Source organism: Roseateles sp. So40a, from assembly GCF_048081605.1.
In the GTDB taxonomy this organism is placed as follows: domain Bacteria; phylum Pseudomonadota; class Gammaproteobacteria; order Burkholderiales; family Burkholderiaceae_C; genus Roseateles.
Genome location: NZ_CP182288.1, coordinates 1,860,862 through 1,883,551, shown reverse-complemented (window position 1 = coordinate 1,883,551; position 22,690 = coordinate 1,860,862). Strand labels below are relative to the sequence as shown.

Here is a 22,690-nt window from a genome sequence, read left to right as displayed (position 1 = left end):
GTCACCCCGCATCTATCGATCCTCACTTTCCTTCCTTCCTCCCCCACGGCGGCATCCCTAGGCTGCGGCATTCACACGCTTTGCGCTCGTCGAGCCCGCCGCCATGTCCTCCCCGTCCGACACCTCGCTCCCTGACGCCCCCTCCCGCCGCCGCTGGCTCACCCACACCGCCGCGCTCGCCGGCGTGGCCGCCCTGCCCGCCTTCCCCGTCCGCGCCGCCGACGCCAAGACCCTGCGCATCGGCTATCAGAAGTCCAGCACGCTGACGCTTTTCCTCAAGTCGCGCGGCATCCTGGAGACCGCCCTCGCGCCGCAGCAGGTCAAGGTCCAGTGGCATGAATTCACCTCGGGCCTGCCGCTCCTCGAAGCCCTCAACATCGGCGCGCTCGACCTCAGCGCCGACGTCGCCGACGCGGTGCCGCCCTTCGCGCTCGCCGCCGGCGCCAAGCTCACCTATTACGCGATCGAGACGCCCTCGCCCACCGCGCAGGCCATCGTCGTGCGCAAGGACTCGCCCATCACCTCCGTCGCCCAGCTCAAGGGCAGGAAGATCGGCTTCGCCAAGGGCGCCGGCGCGCATTACCTGCTGCTCGAGGCCCTCGCCCAGGCCGGCCTCTCCATCCGCGACATCGAACCCGCCTACCTCAACCCCGCCGATGGCCGCTCCGCCTTCGAGAACGGCGCCATCGCCGCCTGGGTCGTCTGGGATCCCTTCCTAGCCGCCGTCCAGCGCCAGTCCGGCGCGCGGCTGCTCGTCGACGGCACCCGCATCGCCGCCTATCGCCGCTTCTATCTCGCCGCCACGTCCTTCGCCCAACAGAACCCCGAGGTCCTGCAGCGCGTCTATGACGAACTCCAGCGCGCCGGCGAGTGGGTCAAGAAGAACCCCGCCGCCGCGGCCGACTGGCACGCGCCAGTGCTGGGACTCGACCCGACCATCGTCGCCGCCGCCAACGAACGCCGAAGCTACGCCGTGCGCCCCGTCGACACCGAATCGCTCTCCGAGCAGCAACGCATCGCCGACGCCTTCAGCGGCGCCCAGATCCTGCCGCGCCGCGTCGCCATCCAGGAATCGCCGGTCTGGAAGCCCGCCTGACCGCGGCCCACCCATCGCCAGGAGCTTGTCCATGTCCGTCCTGCATCCCGACACCACCACCTCCGCGTCGACCGCGATCTCGGCCTCGACCTCGGCGCTCGCGCGCCCGCCCTCACCCCGGCATCCCGCGCCCTTGCCCACCCGCAGCGTGGCCGATGTCCGCGCGGCGCTGCTCGCGCGGGTCGAGATCGCGTTGCTCGATGTCCGCGAGGAAGCCGCCTACGCCGAGGCCCATCCGCTGTGGGCCGCCAACCTCGCCGCGTCCCGGCTGGAACTCGATGCCTGGGGTCGCCTGCCGCGCCGCGACGTGCCGCTGGTCATCTACGACAACGGCGAAGGCGTGGCCGCCGCCTCCGCGCGCAAGCTGCAGTCGCTCGGCTACACCGACGTCGCACTGCTCGATGGCGGACTGGCCGCCTGGCGCGACGCCGGCCTCGAGCTCTTCCGCGACGTCAACGTCCCGAGCAAGGCCTTCGGTGAGCTCGTCGAGGCCCGCCGCCACACGCCGTCGCTTTCCGCCGAGGAGGTGAACGCGAGGCGCTCGCTCGGCGGCAATCTCGTGCTGCTGGACGCCCGCCGCTTCGACGAGTACCGCACCATGAGCCTGCCCGGCTCGATCAGCGTGCCCGGTGGCGAGCTGGTGCGCCGCGCGCGTGACCTCGCGCCCGATCCCGCCACGACCATCGTCGTGCACTGCGCCGGACGCACCCGCAGCCTGATCGGCGCGCAGTCGCTGATCGACGCGGGCGTGCCCAATCCCGTCGTCGCGCTGCGCAACGGCACGATCGGGTGGACGCTCGCCGGGCTGACGCTCGCGCAGGGTCAGGGCCGCTCACACGAGGACGTGCCGCTGGGCGAGCTCGACGCCGCCCGCGAGGGCGCCGCGGCGCTCGCCCGCCGCGCGCATGTCCAGCGCATCGACTCACGGGTGCTCGCCGACTGGCTCGCCGATCCGCGCCGCAGCACCTACCGCTTCGATGTGCGCGGCGCCACCGAGTACGCCCGCGGACATCGCCCCGGCTTCCGCCACGCGCCGGGTGGGCAGCTCGTGCAGGAGACCGATCACCATGTGCCCGTGCGGGGCGCGCGGATCGTGCTCAGCGACGACGACGGCGTGCGCGCGCCGATGGCCGCGGCCTGGCTGGCGCAGATGGGCTGGGAGGTCGCCGTGCTTCCGCCGGATCCCGCCTCGCACACCGAGACCGGCCCGGACCTGCCGCCGCAGCCGCTCTCGCCGACCGTGGCCACGATCACGCCGGCCGAGCTCGCGCGCTGGCGCGGCGAGGATGCGGATCGCGAGCATCCGGAGACGGTCGTGGTCGACGTCGCGCCGAGCATCACCTACGTCGTGCGCCACATCCCGGGCGCGTGGTGGAGTCCCCGCGCGCGACTGGCCGAGGCGCTGCGCGACGTGATCCCGCCGTCGCGGCGCGTCGTGCTGACCGGCAACCTCGGCGTGCTGCCGCGTTTCGTGGCCGCCGACCTCGCCGCGGAGCTGGCGGCCGAGGGCCGCGAGCTGCTCGTGCTCGAAGGCGGCACCACGGCCTGGTATGACGCGGGATTCCCGATCGAATCGGCCAATCCGCGGCTCGCGTTCCCACGCGATGACCGCTACCGGCGCCCCTACGAGGGCACCCATCACCCGCGCGCGGCGATGCAGGCCTACCTGGACTGGGAGTACGGCCTGGTCGCGCAACTCGAGCGCGACGGCACGCACTTCTTCCGCCCCATCGAGGGCTGAGCCGCCAGGTTGAGCCGCTATTTCGCCTTGGCTGCCGCGATGGGCACGACGTTGTCGTGCGTCGCCGCGCCGAAGGCCTGCTCCTTGAGCTGCGAGAGCTGATCGCGCAAGCGCGCCGCCTTCTCGAACTCGAGGTTGCGCGCGTGTTCCAGCATCTGCTTCTCCAGCTGCTGGATGCGCTTGCTCAGGTCCTTCTCGCTCATCGCCTCGACCTCGGCGGTCTCCGCGATCACCTTGGCGTCGTCGCGGCCCGGCTTGTCGCTGTACACGCCGTCGATCAGGTCGCGGATGCGCTTGACCACGCCGCGCGGCGTGATGCCATTGGCCGCGTTGAACTCGATCTGCTTGGCACGCCGGCGCTCGGTCTCGCCGATCGCCTTCTTCATCGACTCGGTGATGCGATCCGCATACAGGATCGCCTTGCCGTTGACGTTGCGCGCCGCCCGCCCGATGGTCTGGATCAGGCTGCGCTCGGCGCGCAGGAAGCCTTCCTTGTCCGCGTCCAGGATCGCCACCAGCGACACCTCGGGAATGTCCAGGCCTTCGCGCAGCAGGTTGATCCCCACCAGCACGTCGAAGGTCCCCAGCCGCAGGTCGCGCAGGATCTCCACCCGCTCGACGGTGTCGATGTCCGAGTGCAGGTATCTCACCTTCACCCCGTTGTCGCTGAGGTACTCGGTGAGCTGCTCGGCCATGCGCTTGGTCAGCGTCGTGATCAGCACCCGCTCGCCAACCTCGACACGATCGCGGATCTCCTGCAGCACATCGTCGACCTGATGCGTCGCGGGACGCACCTCGACGACCGGATCCACCAGCCCCGTGGGCCGCACCAGCTGCTCGACGACATTGCCGGCCTGGCGCTTCTCGTAATCGCCCGGCGTCGCGCTGACGAAGATGGCCTGGCGCATCTTGCGCTCGTACTCCTCGAACTTCAGCGGCCGGTTGTCCATCGCCGACGGCAGTCGGAAGCCGTACTCCACCAGCGTGCTCTTGCGCGCGCGGTCGCCGTTGTACATGCCGCCGAACTGGCCGATCAGCACATGGCTCTCGTCCAGGAACATCAGCGCGTCCGAGGGCAGGTAGTCCACCAGCGTCGGCGGCGGATCGCCGGGCGCCGCCTGCGACAGATGGCGCGTGTAGTTCTCGATGCCCTTGCAGTGGCCCACCTCCTGCAGCATCTCCAGGTCGAAGCGCGTGCGCTGCTCCAGCCGCTGCGCCTCCACGAGCTTGCCTTCCTTGATGAAGAAGGCCACGCGCTCGCGCAGCTCCTCCTTGATCGTCTCGATCGCGGCCACCACGCGGTCGCGCGGCGTCACGTAATGGCTGGACGGGTACACCGTGAAGCGCGGGATCTTCTGCCGGATCTGACCGGTCAGCGGGTCGAAGAGCACCAGGCCCTCGACCTCGTCGTCGAAGAGCTCGATGCGCAGCGCCAGCTCCGAGTGCTCGGCCGGGAAGACGTCGATGGTGTCGCCGCGCACGCGGAAGTGGCCCCGGGTGAATTCCATCTCGTTGCGCGTGTACTGCATGCGCGCGAGCTGCTGGATCACGTCGCGCTGGCCGACCTTGTCGCCCACCCGCAGCGTCATCACCATCTGGTGGTAGTCGCTGGGGTTGCCGATGCCGTAGATCGCCGACACCGACGCCACGATCACCACGTCGCGCCGCTCCAGCAGGCTCTTCGTGCAGGACAGTCGCAGCTGCTCGATCTGCTCGTTGATCGCGCTGTCCTTCTCGATGAACAGGTCGCGCTGCGGCACGTAGGCCTCGGGCTGGTAGTAGTCGTAGTAGCTGACGAAGTACTCGACGGCGTTCTTCGGGAAGAACTCGCGGAACTCGCTGTACAGCTGCGCGGCCAGCGTCTTGTTGGGCGCGAACACGATCGCAGGACGGCCCAGCCGCGCGATCGTGTTGGCCATCGTGAAGGTCTTGCCCGAGCCCGTCACCCCGAGCAGCGTCTGGAAGCTCTCGCCGTCATTGACCCCGTCCACCAGGCCCTGGATCGCGGTCGGCTGGTCGCCGGCGGGCGGATACGGCTGGAAAAGCTGGAACGGAGAGCCTTCGAAAGAGACGAATTCGCCCTTCGGCGCCTCGGACGCCGCGTCGTCGGCAGCGGCGGCCACGGACGTGTCCGCCTGCGTGGCAGCGGATTTCGCGCCCTTGGCGGCGGGGGTTTCAGGCTTGGCGGCGGAGGATCGGCTCATCAGGGTTTCCCAGGGGCAACGCATGTTCCCTGCCTACAATCGGCGGGCTTCGCTGGGCGCTCAGGAGGCGCCTGCGGGCGTCAGGACGCGACAGCGTAGCGCAGTCCTCTTGCCACCGATTGTCAGGAAAGCCTCCATGTCCTTGTTCGCCGCCGTCGCCATGGCCCCCCGCGACCCGATCCTGGGTCTGAACGAGCAATTCAACGCCGACCCGAACCCCAACAAGGTCAACCTGGGCGTGGGCGTCTATTACGACGACAACGGCAAGCTGCCGCTGCTGGCCTGCGTGGCCGCCGCCGAGGCGCAGATGCAGGCCGCCCCCAAGCCGCGCGGCTACCTGCCCATCGACGGCATCGCCGCCTATGACGCCGCCGTGCAGGCCCTGGTCTTCGGCGCCGGCGCCGAGGTGCTCCAGCAGAAACGCGTCGCCACCGTCCAGGCCATCGGCGGCACCGGCGGCCTGAAGATCGGCGCCGACTTCCTCAAGCGCCTGAACCCCGACGCCAAGGTGCTGATCTCCGATCCGTCCTGGGAAAACCACCGCGCGCTGTTCACCAACGCCGGCTTCCAGGTCGACACCTACCCCTACTACGACGCCGCCAACCGCGGCATCCACGTCGACGGCATGCTGTCGGCGCTGAACGCCGCCCCGGCTGGCACCGTCGTCGTGCTGCACGCCTGCTGCCACAACCCCACCGGCTACGACCTGACGCCCGCCCAGTGGGCGAAGGTCGTCGAGGTGGTCAAGGCCCGCGGCCTCGTCGCCTTCCTGGACATGGCCTATCAGGGCTTCGGCGAGGGCATCGCCGAGGACGGCGCCGTCATCCAGCAGTTCCTGGCCGCCGGCCTGGACTTCTTCGTCTCCACGAGCTTCTCCAAGAGCTTCTCGCTGTACGGCGAGCGCGTCGGCGCGCTGAGCGTGGTCTGCGCCTCGGCCGAGGAGACGGTCAAGGTCCTGAGCCAGCTCAAGATCGTGATCCGCACCAACTACTCCAACCCGCCGACGCACGGCGCGCAGGTCGTCGCCACCGTGCTGTCGACCCCGGCACTGCGCGCGCAGTGGGAAGAGGAACTGGCCGGCATGCGCGTGCGCATCAAGCAGATGCGCGAGGCGCTGGTCGCCGAGCTCCAGGCCGCCGGCATCACCGACGACCTCAGCTACGTCACCCGCCAGAAGGGCATGTTCAGCTACAGCGGCCTGTCCGCCGAGCAGATGCAGCGCCTGCGCTCGGAGTTCGGCGTCTATGGCGTGGACTCCGGCCGCATCTGCGTGGCCGCGCTCAACAGCAAGAACCTGAAGCCGGTCGCCGCCGCGATCGCCGCCGTCAAGCGCGGCTGAGCTCCCCGGCGGACGCTCCGCCGACGCCACACATCGATGCGCTGATCGCACGATCGCGCCTCGCCCCCAGGGCCGGTTCCGTCAAAAGCGGGCCGGCCCTGCGCATTTATGGCGAAATCCGGCGCTTCGAAGCCCCTGTTCGGGCCTTGGCCGGCGCATCGGGGACACACACTGGGCAAGGCCGGGACCTAGAATTGCTGCGTTGCACAATGGGTACCAGGCCCCGGGTGCCAGCCTTCGCCTCACTCCCCCTCGAGAGGTCCGCCAGATGCTCTACCAGCTTTATGAAACCCAACGCGCGCTGCTGAGCCCGTTCTCCGAGTTCGCCAGCGCCACGGCCAAGCTCTACAGCCATCCGCTGTCGCCGTTCGCGCACACGCCGCTGTCGCACCGGATGTCCGCCGGCCTGGACCTGATGCACCGGCTGGCCAAGGAATACGAGAAGCCCGAGTTCGAGATCACCAGCGTCGAGGTCGACGGCGTGGAGGTCGCGGTGCAGGAACTGGTGGCCGAGGAGAAGCCCTTCTGCAAGCTGCTGCGCTTCAAGCGCTACACGGACGACTCGGCGGTGCTGGCCAAGATGAAGGCGCAGCCGACGGTGCTGGTCGTCGCACCGCTGTCGGGCCACCACAGCACGCTGCTGCGCGACACCGTCAAGCAGTTGCTCAAGGACCACAAGGTCTACATCACCGACTGGACCGACGCGCGCATGGTGCCGCTGGACGCCGGCGCCTTCCACCTCGACGACTACATCTACTACGTCCAGGACTTCATCCGCCATGTCGGCGAGGACTGCCATGTGATCTCGGTCTGCCAGCCCACGGTGCCCGTGCTGGCGGCGATCTCGCTGATGGCCTCGGCCGGCGAGACCACGCCGCGCTCGATGACGATGATGGGTGGCCCGATCGACGCTCGAAAGAGCCCGACCGCGGTCAACAACCTGGCGATGAACAAGAGCTACAGCTGGTTCGAGAACAACGTGATCTATCGCGTGCCGACCAACTTCCCGGGCGCGGGCCGCGAGGTCTACCCGGGCTTCCTGCAGCACACCGGCTTCGTCGCGATGAACCCGGACCGCCACCTCACCTCGCATTACGACTACTTCCTGGACCTGGTGCGCGGGGACGACGACTCCGCCGAATCGCACCGCCGCTTCTACGACGAGTACAACGCGGTGCTGGACATGCCCGCCGAGTACTACCTGGACACGATCAAGACGGTCTTCCAGGACTTCGCACTGGTCAACGGCACGTGGACCGTGGGCGGCGACCTGGTGCGGCCGCAGGACATCTCGACCACCGCGCTGCTGACGGTCGAGGGCGAGCTCGACGACATCTCCGGCGCCGGCCAGACCAAGGCCGCGCATGAGCTGTGCAGCGGCATCGCCTCCAAGCATCAGTTCCATTACGACGCGGTCGGCGCGGGGCATTACGGCATCTTCTCGGGCCGTCGCTGGCGCGAGAAGGTCTATCCGGTCGTCCGGGACTTCATTGCGCAGTACGATGCGGCCCCGCTGAAGCAGCCCGCCGCGGCCAAGCGCGCCTCCCGTCCGGCGGCGCGCCGCACGCGCAAGCCGACCGAGTGAACCCCGCCGCGCCCGCCACCGATCCCCGACCCGACCTCCTGCCCGACCCCGCGCTCGCCCCCGCGCCCGAACTGGTGCCGGACCCCGTGCCCGACCCGGTGTTCGACGCGCTGGTCGAGCGGCTGAATCTCGCCCTGCCGCAGACGCAATGCACGCGCTGCGGTTATCCGGATTGCCACTCCTACGCCCACGCGATCGCGCGCGGCGAGGCGCCCATCAACCAATGCCCGCCCGGCGGCGCCGAGGGCATCGCGCGCCTGGCCGCCCTCACCGGCCGCGAGCCGCGGCCGCTCAACGCCGAACACGGCATCGAGGGCTCGAGACGCCTCGCCGTCATCGATGAGGACTGGTGCATCGGCTGCACGCTGTGCATCAAGGCCTGCCCGGTCGACGCGATCGTGGGCAGCAACAAGCTCATGCACGTCGTCATCGACGCGGACTGCACCGGCTGCGAGCTGTGTCTGCCGGTCTGCCCGGTGGACTGCATCTCGCTTGCGGACGTCACGCCCGGACGCAGCGGCTGGGCCGCCTGGAGCGCCCCGCAAGCCGAGCGCGCCCGCGAGCGCTACCGGCTGCACGAGATCCGCGTCGCACGCGACCAGCGCGAGCAGGCCACGCGCCTGGAGGCCAAGGCGCAACACAAGCTCGATCATCTCGAGTCGTCCACCCGCCTCACCGACCCCGCGGACATCGAACGCAAGCGCGCCGTGATCGCGGCCGCGCTGGCCCGCTCGCGCGCCAAGCGCGGCGTGTGACGCCGCGCGCCAGCACATCCCTCGCCATGAACAAGACCCAGATCCGCGAATTCTTCGAGATCCTGCGCGCCGCCAATCCCTCGCCGCAGACGGAGCTCGAATACGCCAGCGTCTTCGAGCTGCTCGCCGCGGTGCTGCTGTCGGCGCAGGCCACCGATGTCGGCGTCAACAAGGCCACGCGCCGGCTGTTCGTCGTGGCCAACACGCCGGCCAAGATCCTCGAGCTCGGCGAGGAGCGGCTCGCCGACTACATCAAGACGATCGGCCTGTACAAGACCAAGGCGAAGAACCTGTACGCGACCTGCCGCATCCTCGTCGAGCAGCACGGCGGCGAGGTGCCCCAGACCCGCGAGGCGCTGGAAGCCCTGCCCGGCGTCGGACGCAAGACCGCCAACGTCGTGCTGAACGTCGCCTTCGGCGAGGCGACGATGGCCGTGGACACGCACATCTTCCGCGTCGGCAACCGCACCGGGCTGGCGCCGGGCAAGAACGTGCTCGAGGTCGAGGAGCAGCTGCTCAAGCGCGTGCCGCCGGAGTTCCTCGTCGACGCGCATCACTGGCTGATCCTGCACGGACGTTATGTCTGCCAGGCCCGCCGGCCACTGTGCGAGCGGTGCGCCGTCGTCGCGCAATGTGACAGCGCGCCCATGGCGGCGGCGCGTTGATCGAACCTCGCCAACTACAATCCGCGCGTTCATTCCGTCAGGGAAACCATGTCCAGCATCACCGACCTTGTGGACCGCGTGGAGCGCCTGCTGGTGCGTCACGAGGAACTGAAACGCACGAATGCGTTGCTCGAACAGCAGGTGCAAGGCCTCACGCTGGAGCGCGACAGCCTGCGTTCGAGATTGGCCGCGGCCCGCGCGCGCGTCGACGCGCTGCTGGACCGCCTGCCGCTGGAGGCAGCCGACCTCCTCGAAGGCGGCGATGGCCCCGACACCACTGATTCTCGAAAGACCGGCGCATGAAGCAAATGGAAGTCACGATCATGGGCCAGAGCTACCTGCTCGGCTGCCCCGAGGGCGGCGAGGCCGCGCTGCAGAAGGCCGTGGCCCGCGTCGACAAGGAAATGTGCGCCATCCGCGATGCCGGCCGCATCAAGGCGCGTGAGCGCATCGCGGTGCTCGCGGCGTTGAATCTCGCGTATTCGCTGACCGAATCGAGCGCGCATGCGGCCGCTGGCGATGCAAGCGATGCAACGGTTGGCAACACTGGCGCGCAGGCCGCCATACCCGATCTGGACGGCTTGATGAAGAAGCTGGATGAAGCCCTTGTCCAAGACGGGCAACTGCTGTGATCGATGGATCGCGGCGCGTAGAATCCAAACCGTCCACTGCGTTCGCGTGAGTTTTATATTTCCTTGAACCGATGCTCTCGCGAGCAAGGGCTTGGAACATTGCAGAGCTGGTGTGAGCGTCTCGCGTCAGATGAACCCGAAGCCCTGCTGACCTCGCCCACCTGTACCCCTTGGGTTCAGGAATGCGGCTCACGGCTCGCCGTGGACACCTCTTCCCCAAACCGCGCCTGAGCGTCTCAGAGCGCGGTTTTTTCATGGAGTCGACGTTCATGGATACGCCGATGAGCCCCCCTTCCGCGTCCCCGCAGTACTGGCTGATGAAGTCCGAGCCCGACGAGGCCTCGATCGATCACCTGCAGGCCGCTGGCGAACTGCCATGGACCGGCGTGCGCAACTATCAGGCGCGCAACTTCATGCGCGACCAGATGCGCATCGGCGACGGCGTGCTGTTCTATCACTCCTCGTGCCCGGAACCCGGCATCGCCGGCTTCGCCGAGGTCAGCAGCACCGCGTATCCCGACGCGACGCAGTTCCACGCCAGGAGCCGGTACTTCGATCCGAAGTCCAAGCCCGAGGAACCGCGCTGGTCGCATGTCGATGTGCGCTTCGTGCGCAAGACGCGGCTGCTGAGCCTGGCGGACATGAAGCGCGATCCCGCGCTGGCGGGCATGCGCACGCTTCAGCCGGGCAACCGTCTCTCGATCACGCCCGTCACGCCCGAGGAATGGGCGCACCTGCAGCGATTGCTCGCCTGAAGCCTCAGCCACCCATCCCGAACGGGATCGACGCCAGCACGACCTGGTTGCCGCCGCGGCGTTGTGCTTCCTTGACGGCCATCTCGGCGGCGCCGAGCAGCTCTTCCTGACGCGAGGCCGTGTGCGGGAAGCTCGCCACGCCCATCGACAGCGACAGGCCGAGGTCCTGCCCCTGCAGCACGACGATCTGCGCGTGGCATTGACGGCGCAGCTGCTCCATGCGCGCATGCGCGGTGGCCAGACCCACGCCCGACAGCAGCACCGCGAACAGGTCATCGCCGATGCGGCAGGCCGCGTCCATCGCGCGCGTGTTGGCGCGCAGCATGCGGCCCAGGCCCTCGAGCAGGCGCTGTCTCGCTTCCTCGCCCAGGCCCGCGTCGGCGGCCACCGGGTCGAGCGCGATCAGCACGAGCGTGAACTCGCGGTGCTCGCGTGTGGAGAGGTCGATCTCGCGCAGCAGCTGGTCATCGAACTGAGCACGCATGTACAGGCCCGACACCTCGTCGCGGCCGCTGCCCTGCTGCAGCTCGCGACGCAACTGCTCGAGCGACTTCTGCTGCTGCTCGAGCTGCTGCAGCGCGCGCTGCAGGTGCGTCTCGCGATGGCGCTCCTCGGTCTTGTCGCTCCACAGCGCCATCACGTGTTCCTGGCCCAGCGGCACGCGCGTGACCATGAACTCGCGGCGACGGCCGCCGATCTCCAGGCGGTGCTCGGAGCTCACCACGCCGCGCTGCGCGAGCGTGGCCTGCTCGGAGCGGCGCATGGCCTGGACCTCGTCGCCGCGCATCAGCTCGTTGTCGGCGGCGCCGACGATGCCGGTCTCCGTGCGGCCGAAGAGCTCGGACATGCCGGGACTGGCGAAGACGTAGCGGCCCGTGGCCATCGACTTCACGGTCAGGCAGGCGCCCGTCGGCTCGAGCAGGCTGAGCAGGCCGGCCGCGACGGGCGACTGGGGCGTTCCCGTCGATTCCAGCCAGGCATCGAAACTGGCAGGCGCGGGTGTCGCGGCGGCTTGTAATTCCATGGGTCGGGCCGGGCCAGGAGTGCCCCTGGCGGTCGAATGGTGGTGGATCGAATGTAGATGGGCGCCGGTTGCCCGGGCAAGTGCTGCCACCCGCGTGGGGGCGTCACTCCCCCTAACTTGGGGTCAGTCATCCTAGCTCGCCCCGACAGGGGGTGACGGCGATGCACTTCACCCAGAAGGGAGACCCGGTCGCCTGGAAGGACAAGCCGTGAAAATGTCACGGCTGGTCACGCACGCGCCGGGCGCGCGACCGAACCACACTCGATCTGGCGGAGCGTCAAAAATAAGGCTAGAATCCTCGTTTTGCTGGCAAACCCTGCGCGTCGATTCGGAAGTGGAATCCGGATACTCCGCTTCGAAGGCAAGTCCTTCCTCGCGAACACCGAGCGCTATTTGAAGGAATTTCATGACCACCATTCGCGTCAAAGAAAACGAGCCGTTCGACGTGGCCCTGCGCCGCTTCAAGCGCACGATCGAAAAGCTGGGCCTGCTCACCGAGCTGCGCGCCCGTGAGTTCTACGAGAAGCCGACGGCTGAGCGCAAGCGCAAGAAGGCCGCGGCCGTCAAGCGTCACTACAAGCGCGTGCGCAGCATGCAGCTGCCCAAGAAGCTGTACTGATCGTTTGATCGGACGCTTCGGCACCGGGGACCGTCACCACTGACCGCGCCCCATTGCCCGAACAGCACAGAAAGCCCGCGCAGGACGCTGCCGCGGGCTTTTTTGTTTTCCGCGCCGGCGGAATGAGGTTTGAGACAAGCTGTCGACAGACAGCCAGGACAAGCAAGGAGTCCCCATGAGCCTGAAGGAACAGATCACCGAAGACATGAAGACGGCGATGCGCGCCAAGGACAGCGAGCGCCTGGGCACGATCCGCCTGCTGCTGGCCGCGGTGAAGCAGAAGGAAGTGGATGAGCGCGTCGAGGTCGACGATGTGATGCTCGTGGGCATCGTGGACAAGCTGATCAAGCAGCGCAAGGATTCGATCAGCCAGTTCACGGCCGCGGGCCGGACGGACCTGGCCGACAAGGAGACGGCCGAGCTGAAGGTGCTGGAGGTCTACCTGCCGCAGCGCCTGAGCGAAGCCGAGATCAAGGCCGAGGTTGCCGCGATCGTGGCCGAGCTGGGCGCCAAGGGTCCGGCGGACATGGGCAAGGTGATGGGCGCGGTCAAGGGCAAGCTGGCCGGCAAGGCCGACATGGGCCTGGTCTCGGCCGCGGTGAAGGCGGCGCTGGCGGGCTGAGCGCCCTGCCCGCTTCCGAGTCAACGACAGGAGTCCGCGATGGAACTGACCGTTCAACAACTGACGCCCGATTTCTGCGTCGCCCCGCAACTGACGCCGGACACGATGGCGGCGCTGGCGGGCGCCGGCTTCAAGTCGGTGATCAACAACCGTCCTGATTTCGAGGGCGGCCCCGATCAGCCGACGAGCGAGCAGGTGAGAGCCGCTGCCGAGGCTGCGGGTCTGGTGTATCACCACCTGCCGGTGCAAGGCGGTTATCAATCGCCGGAAGAGATCGCCGCGATGCGTGCGCTGCTGGACGAAGTGCCCAAGCCGGTGCTGGCGTTCTGCAGATCCGGTGCCCGCTCGACGAGGCTCTTCGCCTCGGCGATGCAGCTGGACTGACCCCGCCACCTTCCCGAAGACCACCGGCGTCTCGCGATCGAGACGGCCGGTGGGCCCTCGCCCGAGGTAAAGGAAGGAATTTGACTGCCGGGAGGCAGTCAAAGGGGGGACAGGAGGGCGAGGGCCCACCGGCTGGCTCGATCGCTGCTCGACCCCTTCGAAAGAGGTGAGGGCTTTCCCGCAACGCTCTCTGAAATCAGCTTCCCGTCAGCGCTTGCTGGCTACATTCCAGGTCTCACCGCAAAAGAACATCGAGCCTGTCCCGTCACGGGTTCGAGATGGAGACCTGGACTGTCGATGAACGCCCTGCTTGCATTTGCCAAGGGCATTGATTGGCTGACGGACCGGTTCGGCACGCTTGCCGCCTGGGCTGTCTTGCTGTCGTGCTTGATCAGCGCCACCAACGCGGTGGTCCGTTATGGCCTGGACATCAGCTCCAACGCCTTCCTCGAGATCCAGTGGTATCTCTTTGCCGTGTGCGTGATGGGCGGCGCGGCGCAGGTGCTGCGGCTCAACGAACACGTGCGGGTGGACATCCTCTACACGCGCTGGCGCGGTCACGGCAAGGTCTACATCGATCTCTTCGGCCTGATCGTGTTCCTGCTCCCCGTGATGGGGTATGCGGGCTGGCTGTCGTGGGACTTCTTCTGGGTGAAGCTGACCACCGGCATGCGGCCGGAGGACACGATGGCGGCGCTCGGCACCGGCGGCTACCTGCACAAGCTCTTCACGAGCGGTGAGGTGTCGGGCAACGCGGGCGGCCTGATCCGCTGGCCGGCGGCGCTGACGCTGCCGGTGGGCTTCGCGCTGGTCTTCCTGCAGGGCTTGTCGGAAGTGATCAAGCGGGTGGGCTACCTGGCGCATCTCGTGGAGATGGACACGCATTACGAGAGGCCGCTGCAATGATGACGATGGAGCAGTTTCCCCCGCTGATGTTCGCGGGGCTGATCTTCATCATGTTGATCGGCTTCCCCGTGGCGTTCTCGCTGGCCGCGCTCGGCCTGGCCTGCGGCTTCTTCGCGGTGAGCCAGGGCTGGTTCCCGCCGGAGTTCATGTCGGCGCTGCCGCAGAACGTCTTCGGCATCCTGTCCAACGACCTGCTGCTGGCGATCCCGTTCTTCACGCTGATGGGCGCGCTGCTCGAGAAGTGCGGGCTGGCCGAGGACATGCTGGACTCGATGGGTCAGCTCTTCGGGCCGGTGCGCGGCGGGCTGGGCTACTCGGTGATCATCGTGGGCTTCATCCTGGGCGCGATCACCGGCACGGTGGCGGGTCAGGTGATCGCGATGGCGATGATCTCGCTGCCGGTCATGATGCGTTACGGCTACAACATGCGCTACGCCACGGGTGTGCTGGCGGCGTCGGGAACGATCACGCAGTTGGTGCCGCCGTCGCTGGTGCTGGTGGTGCTCGCGGACCAGCTCGGCAAGCCGGTGGGCGACATGTACAAGGGCGCCTGGGGCCCAGCGATCCTGCAGGTGCTGATCTTCGCGCTGTACACCTTCGCGCTGTCGCGCATCAAGCCGGAGTTCGTGCCCGGCGTGCCCAAGGAAGCGCGCACGCTGGACGGCTGGGCGCTGTGGCGCAAGTGCCTGCGCGGGATCATCCCGTCGGCGATCCTGATCTTCGCGGTGCTGGGCTCGATGGGCGGGCTACCCTTCCAGGACTCGGCGATCTGCACGCCGACCGAGGCCGGCGCGATGGGCGCGGTGGGTGCGTTCATCCTCGCGGCGACGCATCGCCGGCTGACCTGGCCGGTGGCCAAGGACGCCATGATCGGCACGATGCGCATCACCGCGATGGTGGTGTTCATCCTGATCGGGTCGCGGACCTTCTCGCTGGTGTTCCAGGGCGTGGAAGGCGGCAAGTGGATCGAGCACCTGCTGTCGAATCTGCCGGGCGGTCAGGTCGGGTTCCTGATCGTGGTGAACCTGTTCATCTTCTTCCTGGCGTTCTTCCTGGACTTCTTCGAGATCGCGTTCATCATCCTGCCGCTGCTCGGCCCGGTGGCCGACAAGATGGGCATCGATCTCGTGTGGTTCGGCGTGATGCTGTGCGTGAACATGCAGACGAGCTTCATGCATCCGCCGTTCGGCTTCGCGCTGTTCTACCTGCGCGGGATCTCGGACTCGCTGTTCAAGAACGGCGCGTTGCCGCGCAAGGTGCTGTCGAGCGACATCTACCTGGGCTCGATTCCTTGGGTGGTGATGCAGCTGGTCCTGGTGGGCATCGTGATCTTCTTCCCGCAGACGGTGACGGCCTTCCTGGACAAGCCCGAGGTGGTGGACATGGACAAGGCCACCGAGATGCTGCAAGGCATCGACGCCGGCCAGGACGGCCGCACCGACCCGAACGCGGACACGAATGCGCTGTTCGGCGTGCCGGCGGAGGCCGCGTCGGCGGCCTCGGCGCCGGCATCGTCGAACTGATAGGCCTCAACGCGTCGACGGCGGCATGTTCGAGGCTTGCTTGATGCGGTCCCACGCATCCTTCACCGCGGGCTTGGCGCGCGCCCACTCGAGCGATGACCCCTGGCGCTGCGCGCCCCAGTCGCGGTGCAGCTCGGCCTCGAAGTCATCGAAGTCGCGATCGGGATAGCGCGCGAAGGCATCGACGCCATAGGCATAAGCCGGGCCGAAGTCATCGTGCGTGTCGCCTTGCTGGATGTACGGCCGCTTGGCGTAGTTGTCGCGCCAGTAGGCGGACTCCTGCTCGCGGTCGAAGGCATGGTCTCGGCGTTCATCGAAGTCGGGCATGGCTTGCTCCTGAGGTCGGGATGACCTGGATCGGCAAGTCCCATGCCCTGCCCCCTCCCCCCGGAAACTTCGGATTTCCCGCCTGTCAGCATCGAAATATGCTGAGCCTTCACCGAGGGAGAACGTTCACATGCTGATCTGGGGATCCAAGGGCGCTGTCGCCGACCTGGGCGTCCAAGCCCACCACCACTGCGCCACCTGCGAGCGCGAGCGCCCTTTCAAGCTGGCGCTCCAGTACAAGCTCCATCACCTGTACTACCTGTTCAAGTGGGTCTCCAGCAAGCAGTACCTGCTGGTCTGCGAGGTCTGCCAGCGCGGCAGCCAGCTCGCCGCCAAGGAGGTCGAATCCAAGCTGACCAAGAACCCCATCCCGGTGATGCACCGCTTCGGCTGGGTGCTACTGGTGGCCTTGATCGGGCTGGTGATCGTGATCGGCAAGTTCGCCGATGACGAGCGCGGTCAGCGGGTGTCGACGCTCGCGGCGGCGCCCGCGGTCGGCGACCTGTACGTGGTCAACCTGAACAAGCTGACCAATGAATCGGGCACGACCTATGGCGTGATGCGCGTCCTGCGGGTCGCCGACGGCCAGGTCGAGTTCCAGCTGCCGCGCATGGGCTACAACAAGCTCAAGGGCGCGACGCGCGATGTGGGCGACGCCGCCAAGCTGTCCGGCCCCGGCTACTTCGAGGACAAGACGCTCGTCCTGCCGCAGTCGGTGATCCAGACCTGGAGCAGCCAGGGCTCGATCCACGACATCGAGCGCCGCTGACGTCGTGCCGCTGCGTCCGGATCCGGGCCCCAGGCCCCTGCGTCGAGCATCTGTCGCGGCCCGGCGGCTCCTGCTGGCCACCATCGCTGGGCCACTCGTCTGCGCCTCGGCCGCTGCCGCGGCGCCGGCCACGCGCGCGCCCTGCGCGTCAGGGGTCTGGTCCGGCACCGTCGGCACCGCGCCCATCACGATGAGCCTCACGCCCGATGACGCCGGTCGCCCGGGCAGCGGCAGCTACTACTACCGCGCCGCGCTGTCCGACCTGGTGCTGCTGCCGGAGAAGGCGTCCGGCGAATGGCGCGAGATCGCCGCCAAGGGCCGGATCACCGGCCGCTTGCACCTGAGCTGCGACGCGCAATCACTCGAAGGCCGATGGACGCCCGTCACAGGCGGGCGGCCGATCCCGATCCGGGCTCGGCGCATCGCCGACGACCAGTACCACACGGCCCGCGAGGCGGACCTGCGTCCCATCGTCATGCCGCATCAGGAAGGCGTCGGCCGTTACGAGACCCTCACGCTGCCCGTCCCGGACGCGGATGGCGAGGTGCTCAAGGACAACGGCACCGGCATCGAGGGCCTCCGCCTGCTCGGCTCGGACCCGGGTCTGCAAAAGATCAACACGGAACTCCGCGCGCAATGGATGGCCTGGCTGCGCGAACACCTCGACTGCATCGCCTATGGACGCGTCGAGCGCTCGCCCGACGCGGCCTTCCACACCTCCGGCGTGCAGTCCGTGCTGGCCTGGACGGCCGATCAGGTGGCCATCAGCCTGGACTCCGACGCGTACTGCGGCGGCAACCATCCGATGACCTCGCACGAGGTCCGGATCTACCGGCCCCAGACCGGCGAGGCGGTGGAGGCCGGCTCATGGATCGCAGCCAGGCTGGACCAGCCCGCCCCGGACGAGCCGGCGGATCCCGACGAGGGACCGAGCCTGCGCCAGCTGCTGGATCGGATGTATGAGCCGGACAACGGGGACGCCGAATGCAAGGACTCGATCCGCTGGAGCGTCCTGTTCGCGCGACCCGGTGAACTCGTCTTCCGCGCCGAGGCCGGCAGCTACGGGATGCGCATGTGCAACGGCGACTGGTCCCTGCCCCTGGAGCAGGCCTGGCGCTTCCTCTCCCCCGACGGGGAGCGCGACCTCGCCGCCTTGCGCCGCGTGCCCGCGACCTCACCGCGCTGACCTCGCGCTGACCCGCGCGCCGAGGTTCAGGAGGACGACACCATCTTCAGCCCGATGATCCCTGCGGCGATCAGCCCGATGCATGCCAGCCGCGCCAGCGACGCCGACTCGCCCAGCAGCACGATGCCCGCGATCGCCGTGCCCACCGCGCCAATCCCCGTCCAGATCGCGTAGGCCGTGCCCACGGGCAGGTGCTTCAGCGCCCAGCCCAGCAGCACCACGCTCGTCACCATCGCCAGCACCGTGCCCACCGTCGGCCACGGCCGCGTGAAGCCCTCGGTGTACTTCAGACCCACCGCCCAGCCGATCTCGAACAGGCCCGCCAGGAACAACACACCCCACACCATCTCGAACTCCTTGTCTGAGCCCTCGCGCCCCACAGCGACGATCGCCGGAGGGCCAAGGACTTGATCCACGATGGCGTCGACTGTATGTTCACAGTCCTGATAGATGAAGTCAGCATCCATCAGACCTTCTGATAGATGATCCAGCCATGGCCTTCGACCTCGACAACGTCCGCACCTTCCTCGCTGCCATCGATCACGGCTCGTTCTCGGCGGCCGCCCGCGCGCTGGGTCGTGTGCCCTCGGCGGTCAGCATGACGATCGCGCATCTGGAAGCCGAGCTGGATCTCCCGCTGTTCGATCGCAGCGGGCGCGAACCGGTGCCCACGCCGCAAGCGCTCGCGCTGATCCCGCAGGCGCGCCGACTGGCGGAGCAGCTCGGTCAGCTCAACCGGCATGCGTTGGCGATGACCCAAGGCCTGGAGCCCGCGCTGGCGATCGCCGTCGCGCCCGAGCTGCTCGCGGCCACGCCCTGGAGCGACGCGCTGCGCACGCTGTCCGCGGAGTTCCCGCTGCTGGCCGTCGACATCCTGACCGCGCCGCAGGCCGATGCACTGGCGATGCTGAAGTCCGGCCGCGCGCAGCTGGCGCTGGTCTTCGAGCGCCAGGGCCTGGACCCGTCCGAGCAGTTCCAGGAAGTCGCCCGGGAGACGCTGATCGCTGTCGTCGCCGCGGATCACCCGATGCTCGCGCGCGGCCAGGAGATCGGCGCCGGCGCGCTGCGCGACGAGCACCTGATCGCCGAGCGCCAGATCCTCGTCGCCGGCCGCGATGCGTGCGACGTCGACAAGCGCATCTCCGTATCCCGCGTGCAGTGGCGCACCGACAGCCCGATCGCGGCGCTGCGCATGGTGTCGGCGGGACTGGGCTGGGCGTGGCTGCCCTCGGGTTTCGTGCGGGCCGCGCTGGACTCGGGCGAGCTCGTGCAGGTTCCCGCCGGCAACTTCACGACCGCGCTGCAGCTCTACGTGGACGTGGTGTGGACGCAGACGCGCCCGCTGGGGCTGGCCGCGCGTCGTTTCGTCGACCTGCTCGGAGGACGCGACGGCTGCTCGGGGCCGCTGGCCAGCGGCAGGCAGGACGCCTCACCCGAGACAAGCGCCGACGCTCCGCTCAGCGGTAACGCTCCGGATCCGGCGAATCCGTCGGCTGCGCGACCACGCGCCGGAAAGCGGCGTTCATCGGCAGCTTCAGGTTGATGCCACTGGACGGCAACGGGGACTCGAACCAGCGCTTGTAGATCGCGTGGATCTCCCCGCTGCGGTACAGCCCGGTCAGCACCTCGTCGACCATCGCCTTGAACATCGGATCGTCGCGGTTCAGCCCGATCGCATACGGCTCCACCGTCAGCGCGCGCTCCGAGATCACGTAATCCTCGCTCGAGGTCGCCGCGCCCTGCTGCGCCAGCACGCTGCGCATGATGACGTCGTCCATCATGAAGGCGTCCGCGCGGCCGCTGCGCAGCAGCTGGAACGCGTCGGGGTCGTCCAGGCCGGCCACGATGCGGATGCCCAGCCCCTGCTGCTCGTTGACCTTGGCCAGGTGCTGGATGCTGGTCGTGCCGATGGTGCTGACCACCGGCCGGCCGCGCAGGTCGGCCAGGCTCTGCACCCGCTCGCCGTGGCGCGTCATGAGCTTGGTCTCGGCCACGAAGATCGTCAGCGAGAAGGCCTGGCTGCGGGCCCGCTCCGCGGTGTTGGTCGTGATGCCGCACTCCATGTCCAGCGTGCCGTTGCTGACCATCGGCATGCGCGTCGCGGAGCCCACCGCCACGCGCCGCACCTCGAGGTCGGGCAGCTTGAGCCGCACGCGCAACGCGCCGATGACGCGCTCGCAGAGCTCGACCGAGTACCCGGTCGGCCGCAGTTGCGCGTCCAGGTAGGAGAACGGCAACGAGGCCGGCCGGTAGCCGATGACGATCACGCCGGTCTCGCGGATGCGCGTGAGCGTGGGCCCCTCGGCCGGCTGCGCGAGCGGCGCGGCATGCGAGGCCGCGCCGGAGCGCGGTGGCGAGGGCTTGGCGGGCGCGGCCTGGGCCGTCGCGGCGGAGATCGCGGCGAAGGTGGCGGCCACGATCGCAAGCAAGGACATCGTCTGCCGCCAAACGATCCGCGCGCTCATGGGTCAGGCCTCGTCGTCCAGGCTGGGCGAGTCGGATGCGCCCTGCGCGCCCGGCGACAGCGCCGCATCGTCGCGTCCCAACGCCTCGCCATCCAGGCGTCTGAGCTCATCGAGCCGCGCGCCGATCTTGATCTCCAGCCCCCGCGGCACCGGCGCGTAGAAGCGCTGGTCCTCGAGGCCGTCGGGCAGGTACTGCTCGCCGGCCACGTAGGCGCCCGGGAAATCATGCGCGTAGCGATAGGCCTTGCCATAGCCCAGCTCCTTCATGAGCCGGGTCGGCGCGTTGCGCAGGTGCACCGGCACCGGCCTCGAGCTGTCCTGCTTGATCAGCGCGCGCACCTGGTTGTACGCGTTGTAGACGGCATTGGACTTGGGCGCGATCGCCAGGTACACGACCGCCTGCGCGAGCGTCAGCTCGCCCTCCGGCGATCCCAGGCGCTCGTAGGTCTCGGCGGCGTCCAGGCAGAGCCGCAGCGCGCGCGGGTCGGCATTGCCGATGTCCTCGCTGGCCATGCGGATCAGGCGCCGCGTGATGTAGCGCGCATCCACGCCGCCATCGAGCATCCGCACCAGCCAGTACAGCGCGGCGTCCGGATTGGATCCGCGCACCGACTTGTGCAGCGCCGAGATCACGTCGTAGAACTGGTCGCCGCCCTTGTCGTAACGACGCAGCTGCTCGCCGAGCGTGCGCTCGAGCAGCGCCTCATCGATCTCCGCGGTGTCCGCCGGCGTCAGCTGCGACACCGTCTCCAGCGTGTTGAGCAGCCGTCGCGCGTCGCCGTCGGCGTAGCCGATCAGGCGCTGCGTCGCGGCCTCGCTGACCGGCGGCGCGCCGAGCGCCTCGCGGCCGCGCACGAGCAGCTCCCGCATGTCCTGCTCGTCCAGCGACTTCAGCACGTGCACCGTCGCGCGCGACAGCAGCGCCGAGTTCACCTCGAACGACGGGTTCTCCGTCGTCGCGCCGATGAAGCTGAACAGCCCCGACTCCACATGCGGCAGGAAGGCATCCTGCTGCGCCTTGTTGAAGCGGTGCACCTCGTCGACGAACACGATCGTGCGACGGCCCTGCCCCGACGCGGCCAGCGCGCGCTCGACCGCCTCGCGGATGTCCTTGACGCCGCCCAGCACCGCCGAGATCGCGATGAACTGCGCATCGAAGAACTGCGCCATCAGCCGCGCCAGCGTCGTCTTGCCGACGCCGGGCGGGCCCCACAGGATCATCGAATGCGGCCGGCCGCTTTCCAGCGCGACCCGCAGCGGCATGCCCGGGCCCAGCAGGTGACGCTGGCCGACGACCTCGTCGAGCTGACGCGGCCGCAGCCGCTCGGGCAGTGGCGCATGCGCGCTCGGTGCGGTGCGCGCCGGCGAGGCGGCAGGCACGGGGTCGAACTCGTCAGGGAAGAGCGAGGCGTTGCTCATCGCGGGCTCAAGGGGAAGTCACGCCAACCGGGACGCACGCGGCGCGCTCAGGGCTGGCGCGCGATGTCGGTCCCGGGCGGCGGCGTGAAGCGGAAACGCTCCGGCGCGACCTTCGCGTTGGGCTCCACCGCGCTGAACTGCATCACCGATTGCTGGCCGAAACCGTCGACGATCTCCAGCGCCGACAGATCGCGGCCCTTGAAGCCGAGCTTCAGGCTCTGCAGCGTGTTGTCGGTCCGCTTGGGCGTGGCCTGGACCCAGTCCAGGCCGTTGGCCGCGGGCAGCGCCTTGAGCGTGAAGTCCTTGCCCAGGTCACCGCCCGCCAGCAGCGACACCGGGGTCGCGCCCAGCGCCTGGTCCATCGCGCGCACGCTGGCCTGCTGCAGGTCGGGGTCGTAGATCCACACCTGCTTGCCATCGGCCACGATCAGCTGTTCCGACGGCTTGCCATAGGCGAAGCGGAACTGGTTCGGGCGCTGGAACTCGAAGGTGCCGGTCGTCGTCTTCTTGCGCTTGCCGTCCGGCGCGGTCACCGTCTGCGTGAAGTTGGCGCGACCGCTCTTCACCTCGGTGACGAACTGCTGCAGCGCGCTGATGCCGTCGGCATGCGCCACCGCGGCGGCGGCGCCCAGCACGATCGCGGCGGCGCCGCGGGTCAGGATTCGGAGGACCAT

At 68.6% G+C, this 22,690-nt stretch carries 24 protein-coding genes; 17 read left to right on the top strand and 7 right to left on the bottom strand.

Translation table 11 applies throughout. From position 1 onward, the window contains the following. The first annotated feature begins 103 nt into the window (after positions 1–103). Positions 104–1,096, top strand: a complete 993-nt coding sequence (locus tag ACNI65_RS08650; RefSeq protein ID WP_416762417.1) for an aliphatic sulfonate ABC transporter substrate-binding protein — start codon at positions 104–106, stop codon at positions 1,094–1,096. Positions 1,097–1,127: 31 nt separating this feature from the next. After that, positions 1,128–2,837, top strand: a complete 1,710-nt coding sequence (locus tag ACNI65_RS08645) for a rhodanese-like domain-containing protein (RefSeq protein WP_416762416.1) — start codon at positions 1,128–1,130, stop codon at positions 2,835–2,837. Positions 2,838–2,854: 17 nt separating this feature from the next. On the opposite strand, the gene uvrB is transcribed toward ACNI65_RS08645, so the two are convergent. Then, on the bottom strand, positions 2,855–5,041 hold the full coding sequence (gene uvrB, locus ACNI65_RS08640; RefSeq protein WP_416762415.1) for an excinuclease ABC subunit UvrB: 2,187 nt from the start codon (positions 5,039–5,041) through the stop codon (positions 2,855–2,857). Between the two features lie 136 nt (positions 5,042–5,177). Here uvrB and ACNI65_RS08635 point away from each other — a divergent pair, with 136 nt between their 5' ends. The 7 genes from ACNI65_RS08635 (at position 5,178) to ACNI65_RS08605 (ending at position 10,772) form a co-directional block, all read left to right on the top strand. Continuing rightward, positions 5,178–6,380: an amino acid aminotransferase gene (locus ACNI65_RS08635; protein WP_416762414.1), complete on the top strand. Its 1,203-nt coding sequence runs from the start codon at positions 5,178–5,180 to the stop codon at positions 6,378–6,380. A 268-nt stretch (positions 6,381–6,648) separates the two neighbouring features. Further along, a complete protein-coding gene (locus tag ACNI65_RS08630) occupies positions 6,649–7,965 on the top strand; it encodes a polyhydroxyalkanoate depolymerase (protein ID WP_416762412.1) in 1,317 nt (438 codons plus the stop codon). A gap of 98 nt (positions 7,966–8,063) precedes the next feature. Further along, entirely contained in the window at positions 8,064–8,720 is a 657-nt protein-coding gene (rsxB, locus tag ACNI65_RS08625) for an electron transport complex subunit RsxB (protein WP_416763595.1), read from the top strand. Between the two features lie 26 nt (positions 8,721–8,746). Further along, complete coding sequence (gene nth / locus ACNI65_RS08620; RefSeq protein WP_416762410.1) at positions 8,747–9,385, top strand: endonuclease III; 639 nt, start codon at positions 8,747–8,749, stop codon at positions 9,383–9,385. A 48-nt stretch (positions 9,386–9,433) separates the two neighbouring features. After that, positions 9,434–9,688 (top strand): DUF904 domain-containing protein, encoded by a 255-nt coding sequence (locus ACNI65_RS08615; protein WP_416762408.1) that lies wholly within the window; start codon positions 9,434–9,436, stop codon positions 9,686–9,688. Continuing rightward, entirely contained in the window at positions 9,685–10,017 is a 333-nt protein-coding gene (locus ACNI65_RS08610) for a cell division protein ZapA (RefSeq protein ID WP_416762406.1), read from the top strand. Before ACNI65_RS08615 ends, ACNI65_RS08610 begins: the two co-directional genes overlap by 4 nt. Before the next feature lie 281 nt (positions 10,018–10,298). Further along, a complete protein-coding gene (locus ACNI65_RS08605; protein ID WP_416762405.1) occupies positions 10,299–10,772 on the top strand; it encodes an EVE domain-containing protein in 474 nt (157 codons plus the stop codon). A 4-nt stretch (positions 10,773–10,776) separates the two neighbouring features. Here ACNI65_RS08605 and ACNI65_RS08600 read toward each other — a convergent pair whose 3' ends face one another. After that, entirely contained in the window at positions 10,777–11,796 is a 1,020-nt protein-coding gene (locus tag ACNI65_RS08600) for a GGDEF domain-containing protein (RefSeq protein ID WP_416762404.1), read from the bottom strand. A gap of 406 nt (positions 11,797–12,202) precedes the next feature. On the opposite strand from ACNI65_RS08600, the gene rpsU reads away from it, so the two are divergent. The 5 genes from rpsU to ACNI65_RS08575 all read left to right on the top strand — a co-directional run bounded on the left by rpsU (position 12,203) and on the right by ACNI65_RS08575 (position 15,850). Then, positions 12,203–12,415 (top strand): 30S ribosomal protein S21, encoded by a 213-nt coding sequence (gene rpsU / locus ACNI65_RS08595; protein ID WP_012346814.1) that lies wholly within the window; start codon positions 12,203–12,205, stop codon positions 12,413–12,415. Between the two features lie 175 nt (positions 12,416–12,590). After that, a complete protein-coding gene (locus ACNI65_RS08590) occupies positions 12,591–13,037 on the top strand; it encodes a GatB/YqeY domain-containing protein (protein ID WP_416762403.1) in 447 nt (148 codons plus the stop codon). 39 nt (positions 13,038–13,076) lie between these two features. Further along, positions 13,077–13,421 (top strand): TIGR01244 family sulfur transferase, encoded by a 345-nt coding sequence (locus ACNI65_RS08585; protein WP_416762401.1) that lies wholly within the window; start codon positions 13,077–13,079, stop codon positions 13,419–13,421. Between the two features lie 297 nt (positions 13,422–13,718). Further along, the gene (locus ACNI65_RS08580) at positions 13,719–14,327 is read left to right on the top strand and encodes a TRAP transporter small permease subunit (protein WP_416762400.1); all 609 of its coding nucleotides are present in this window, start codon (positions 13,719–13,721) and stop codon (positions 14,325–14,327) included. Further along, positions 14,327–15,850 (top strand): TRAP transporter large permease, encoded by a 1,524-nt coding sequence (locus ACNI65_RS08575; protein ID WP_416763594.1) that lies wholly within the window; start codon positions 14,327–14,329, stop codon positions 15,848–15,850. Before ACNI65_RS08580 ends, ACNI65_RS08575 begins: the two co-directional genes overlap by 1 nt. Before the next feature lie 6 nt (positions 15,851–15,856). On the opposite strand, the gene ACNI65_RS08570 is transcribed toward ACNI65_RS08575, so the two are convergent. Then, the gene (locus tag ACNI65_RS08570; protein WP_416762398.1) at positions 15,857–16,177 is read right to left on the bottom strand and encodes a hypothetical protein; all 321 of its coding nucleotides are present in this window, start codon (positions 16,175–16,177) and stop codon (positions 15,857–15,859) included. 130 nt (positions 16,178–16,307) lie between these two features. On the opposite strand from ACNI65_RS08570, the gene ACNI65_RS08565 reads away from it, so the two are divergent. Beyond that, positions 16,308–16,946 (top strand): hypothetical protein, encoded by a 639-nt coding sequence (locus ACNI65_RS08565; protein ID WP_416762397.1) that lies wholly within the window; start codon positions 16,308–16,310, stop codon positions 16,944–16,946. Between the two features lie 190 nt (positions 16,947–17,136). Next, positions 17,137–18,132 (top strand): hypothetical protein, encoded by a 996-nt coding sequence (locus ACNI65_RS08560; RefSeq protein ID WP_416762395.1) that lies wholly within the window; start codon positions 17,137–17,139, stop codon positions 18,130–18,132. A gap of 26 nt (positions 18,133–18,158) precedes the next feature. Here ACNI65_RS08560 and sugE read toward each other — a convergent pair whose 3' ends face one another. Further along, positions 18,159–18,479 (bottom strand): quaternary ammonium compound efflux SMR transporter SugE, encoded by a 321-nt coding sequence (gene sugE, locus ACNI65_RS08555; protein WP_416763593.1) that lies wholly within the window; start codon positions 18,477–18,479, stop codon positions 18,159–18,161. A gap of 146 nt (positions 18,480–18,625) precedes the next feature. Here sugE and ACNI65_RS08550 point away from each other — a divergent pair, with 146 nt between their 5' ends. Then, positions 18,626–19,675, top strand: coding sequence for a LysR family transcriptional regulator (locus ACNI65_RS08550; RefSeq protein WP_416762393.1), 1,050 nt, complete (start codon positions 18,626–18,628; stop codon positions 19,673–19,675). On the opposite strand, the gene ACNI65_RS08545 is transcribed toward ACNI65_RS08550, so the two are convergent. From ACNI65_RS08545 to lolA, 3 genes are read right to left on the bottom strand one after another with little or no spacing between them, the layout of a single operon-like run. Further along, positions 19,590–20,567 (bottom strand): amino acid ABC transporter substrate-binding protein, encoded by a 978-nt coding sequence (locus ACNI65_RS08545; RefSeq protein ID WP_416762392.1) that lies wholly within the window; start codon positions 20,565–20,567, stop codon positions 19,590–19,592. The two genes, ACNI65_RS08550 and ACNI65_RS08545, sit on opposite strands and share 86 nt — an antisense overlap. A 33-nt stretch (positions 20,568–20,600) precedes the next feature. Next, positions 20,601–22,016 (bottom strand): replication-associated recombination protein A, encoded by a 1,416-nt coding sequence (locus ACNI65_RS08540; RefSeq protein WP_416762391.1) that lies wholly within the window; start codon positions 22,014–22,016, stop codon positions 20,601–20,603. A gap of 47 nt (positions 22,017–22,063) precedes the next feature. Next, positions 22,064–22,690 (bottom strand): outer membrane lipoprotein chaperone LolA, encoded by a 627-nt coding sequence (gene lolA, locus ACNI65_RS08535; protein WP_416762390.1) that lies wholly within the window; start codon positions 22,688–22,690, stop codon positions 22,064–22,066.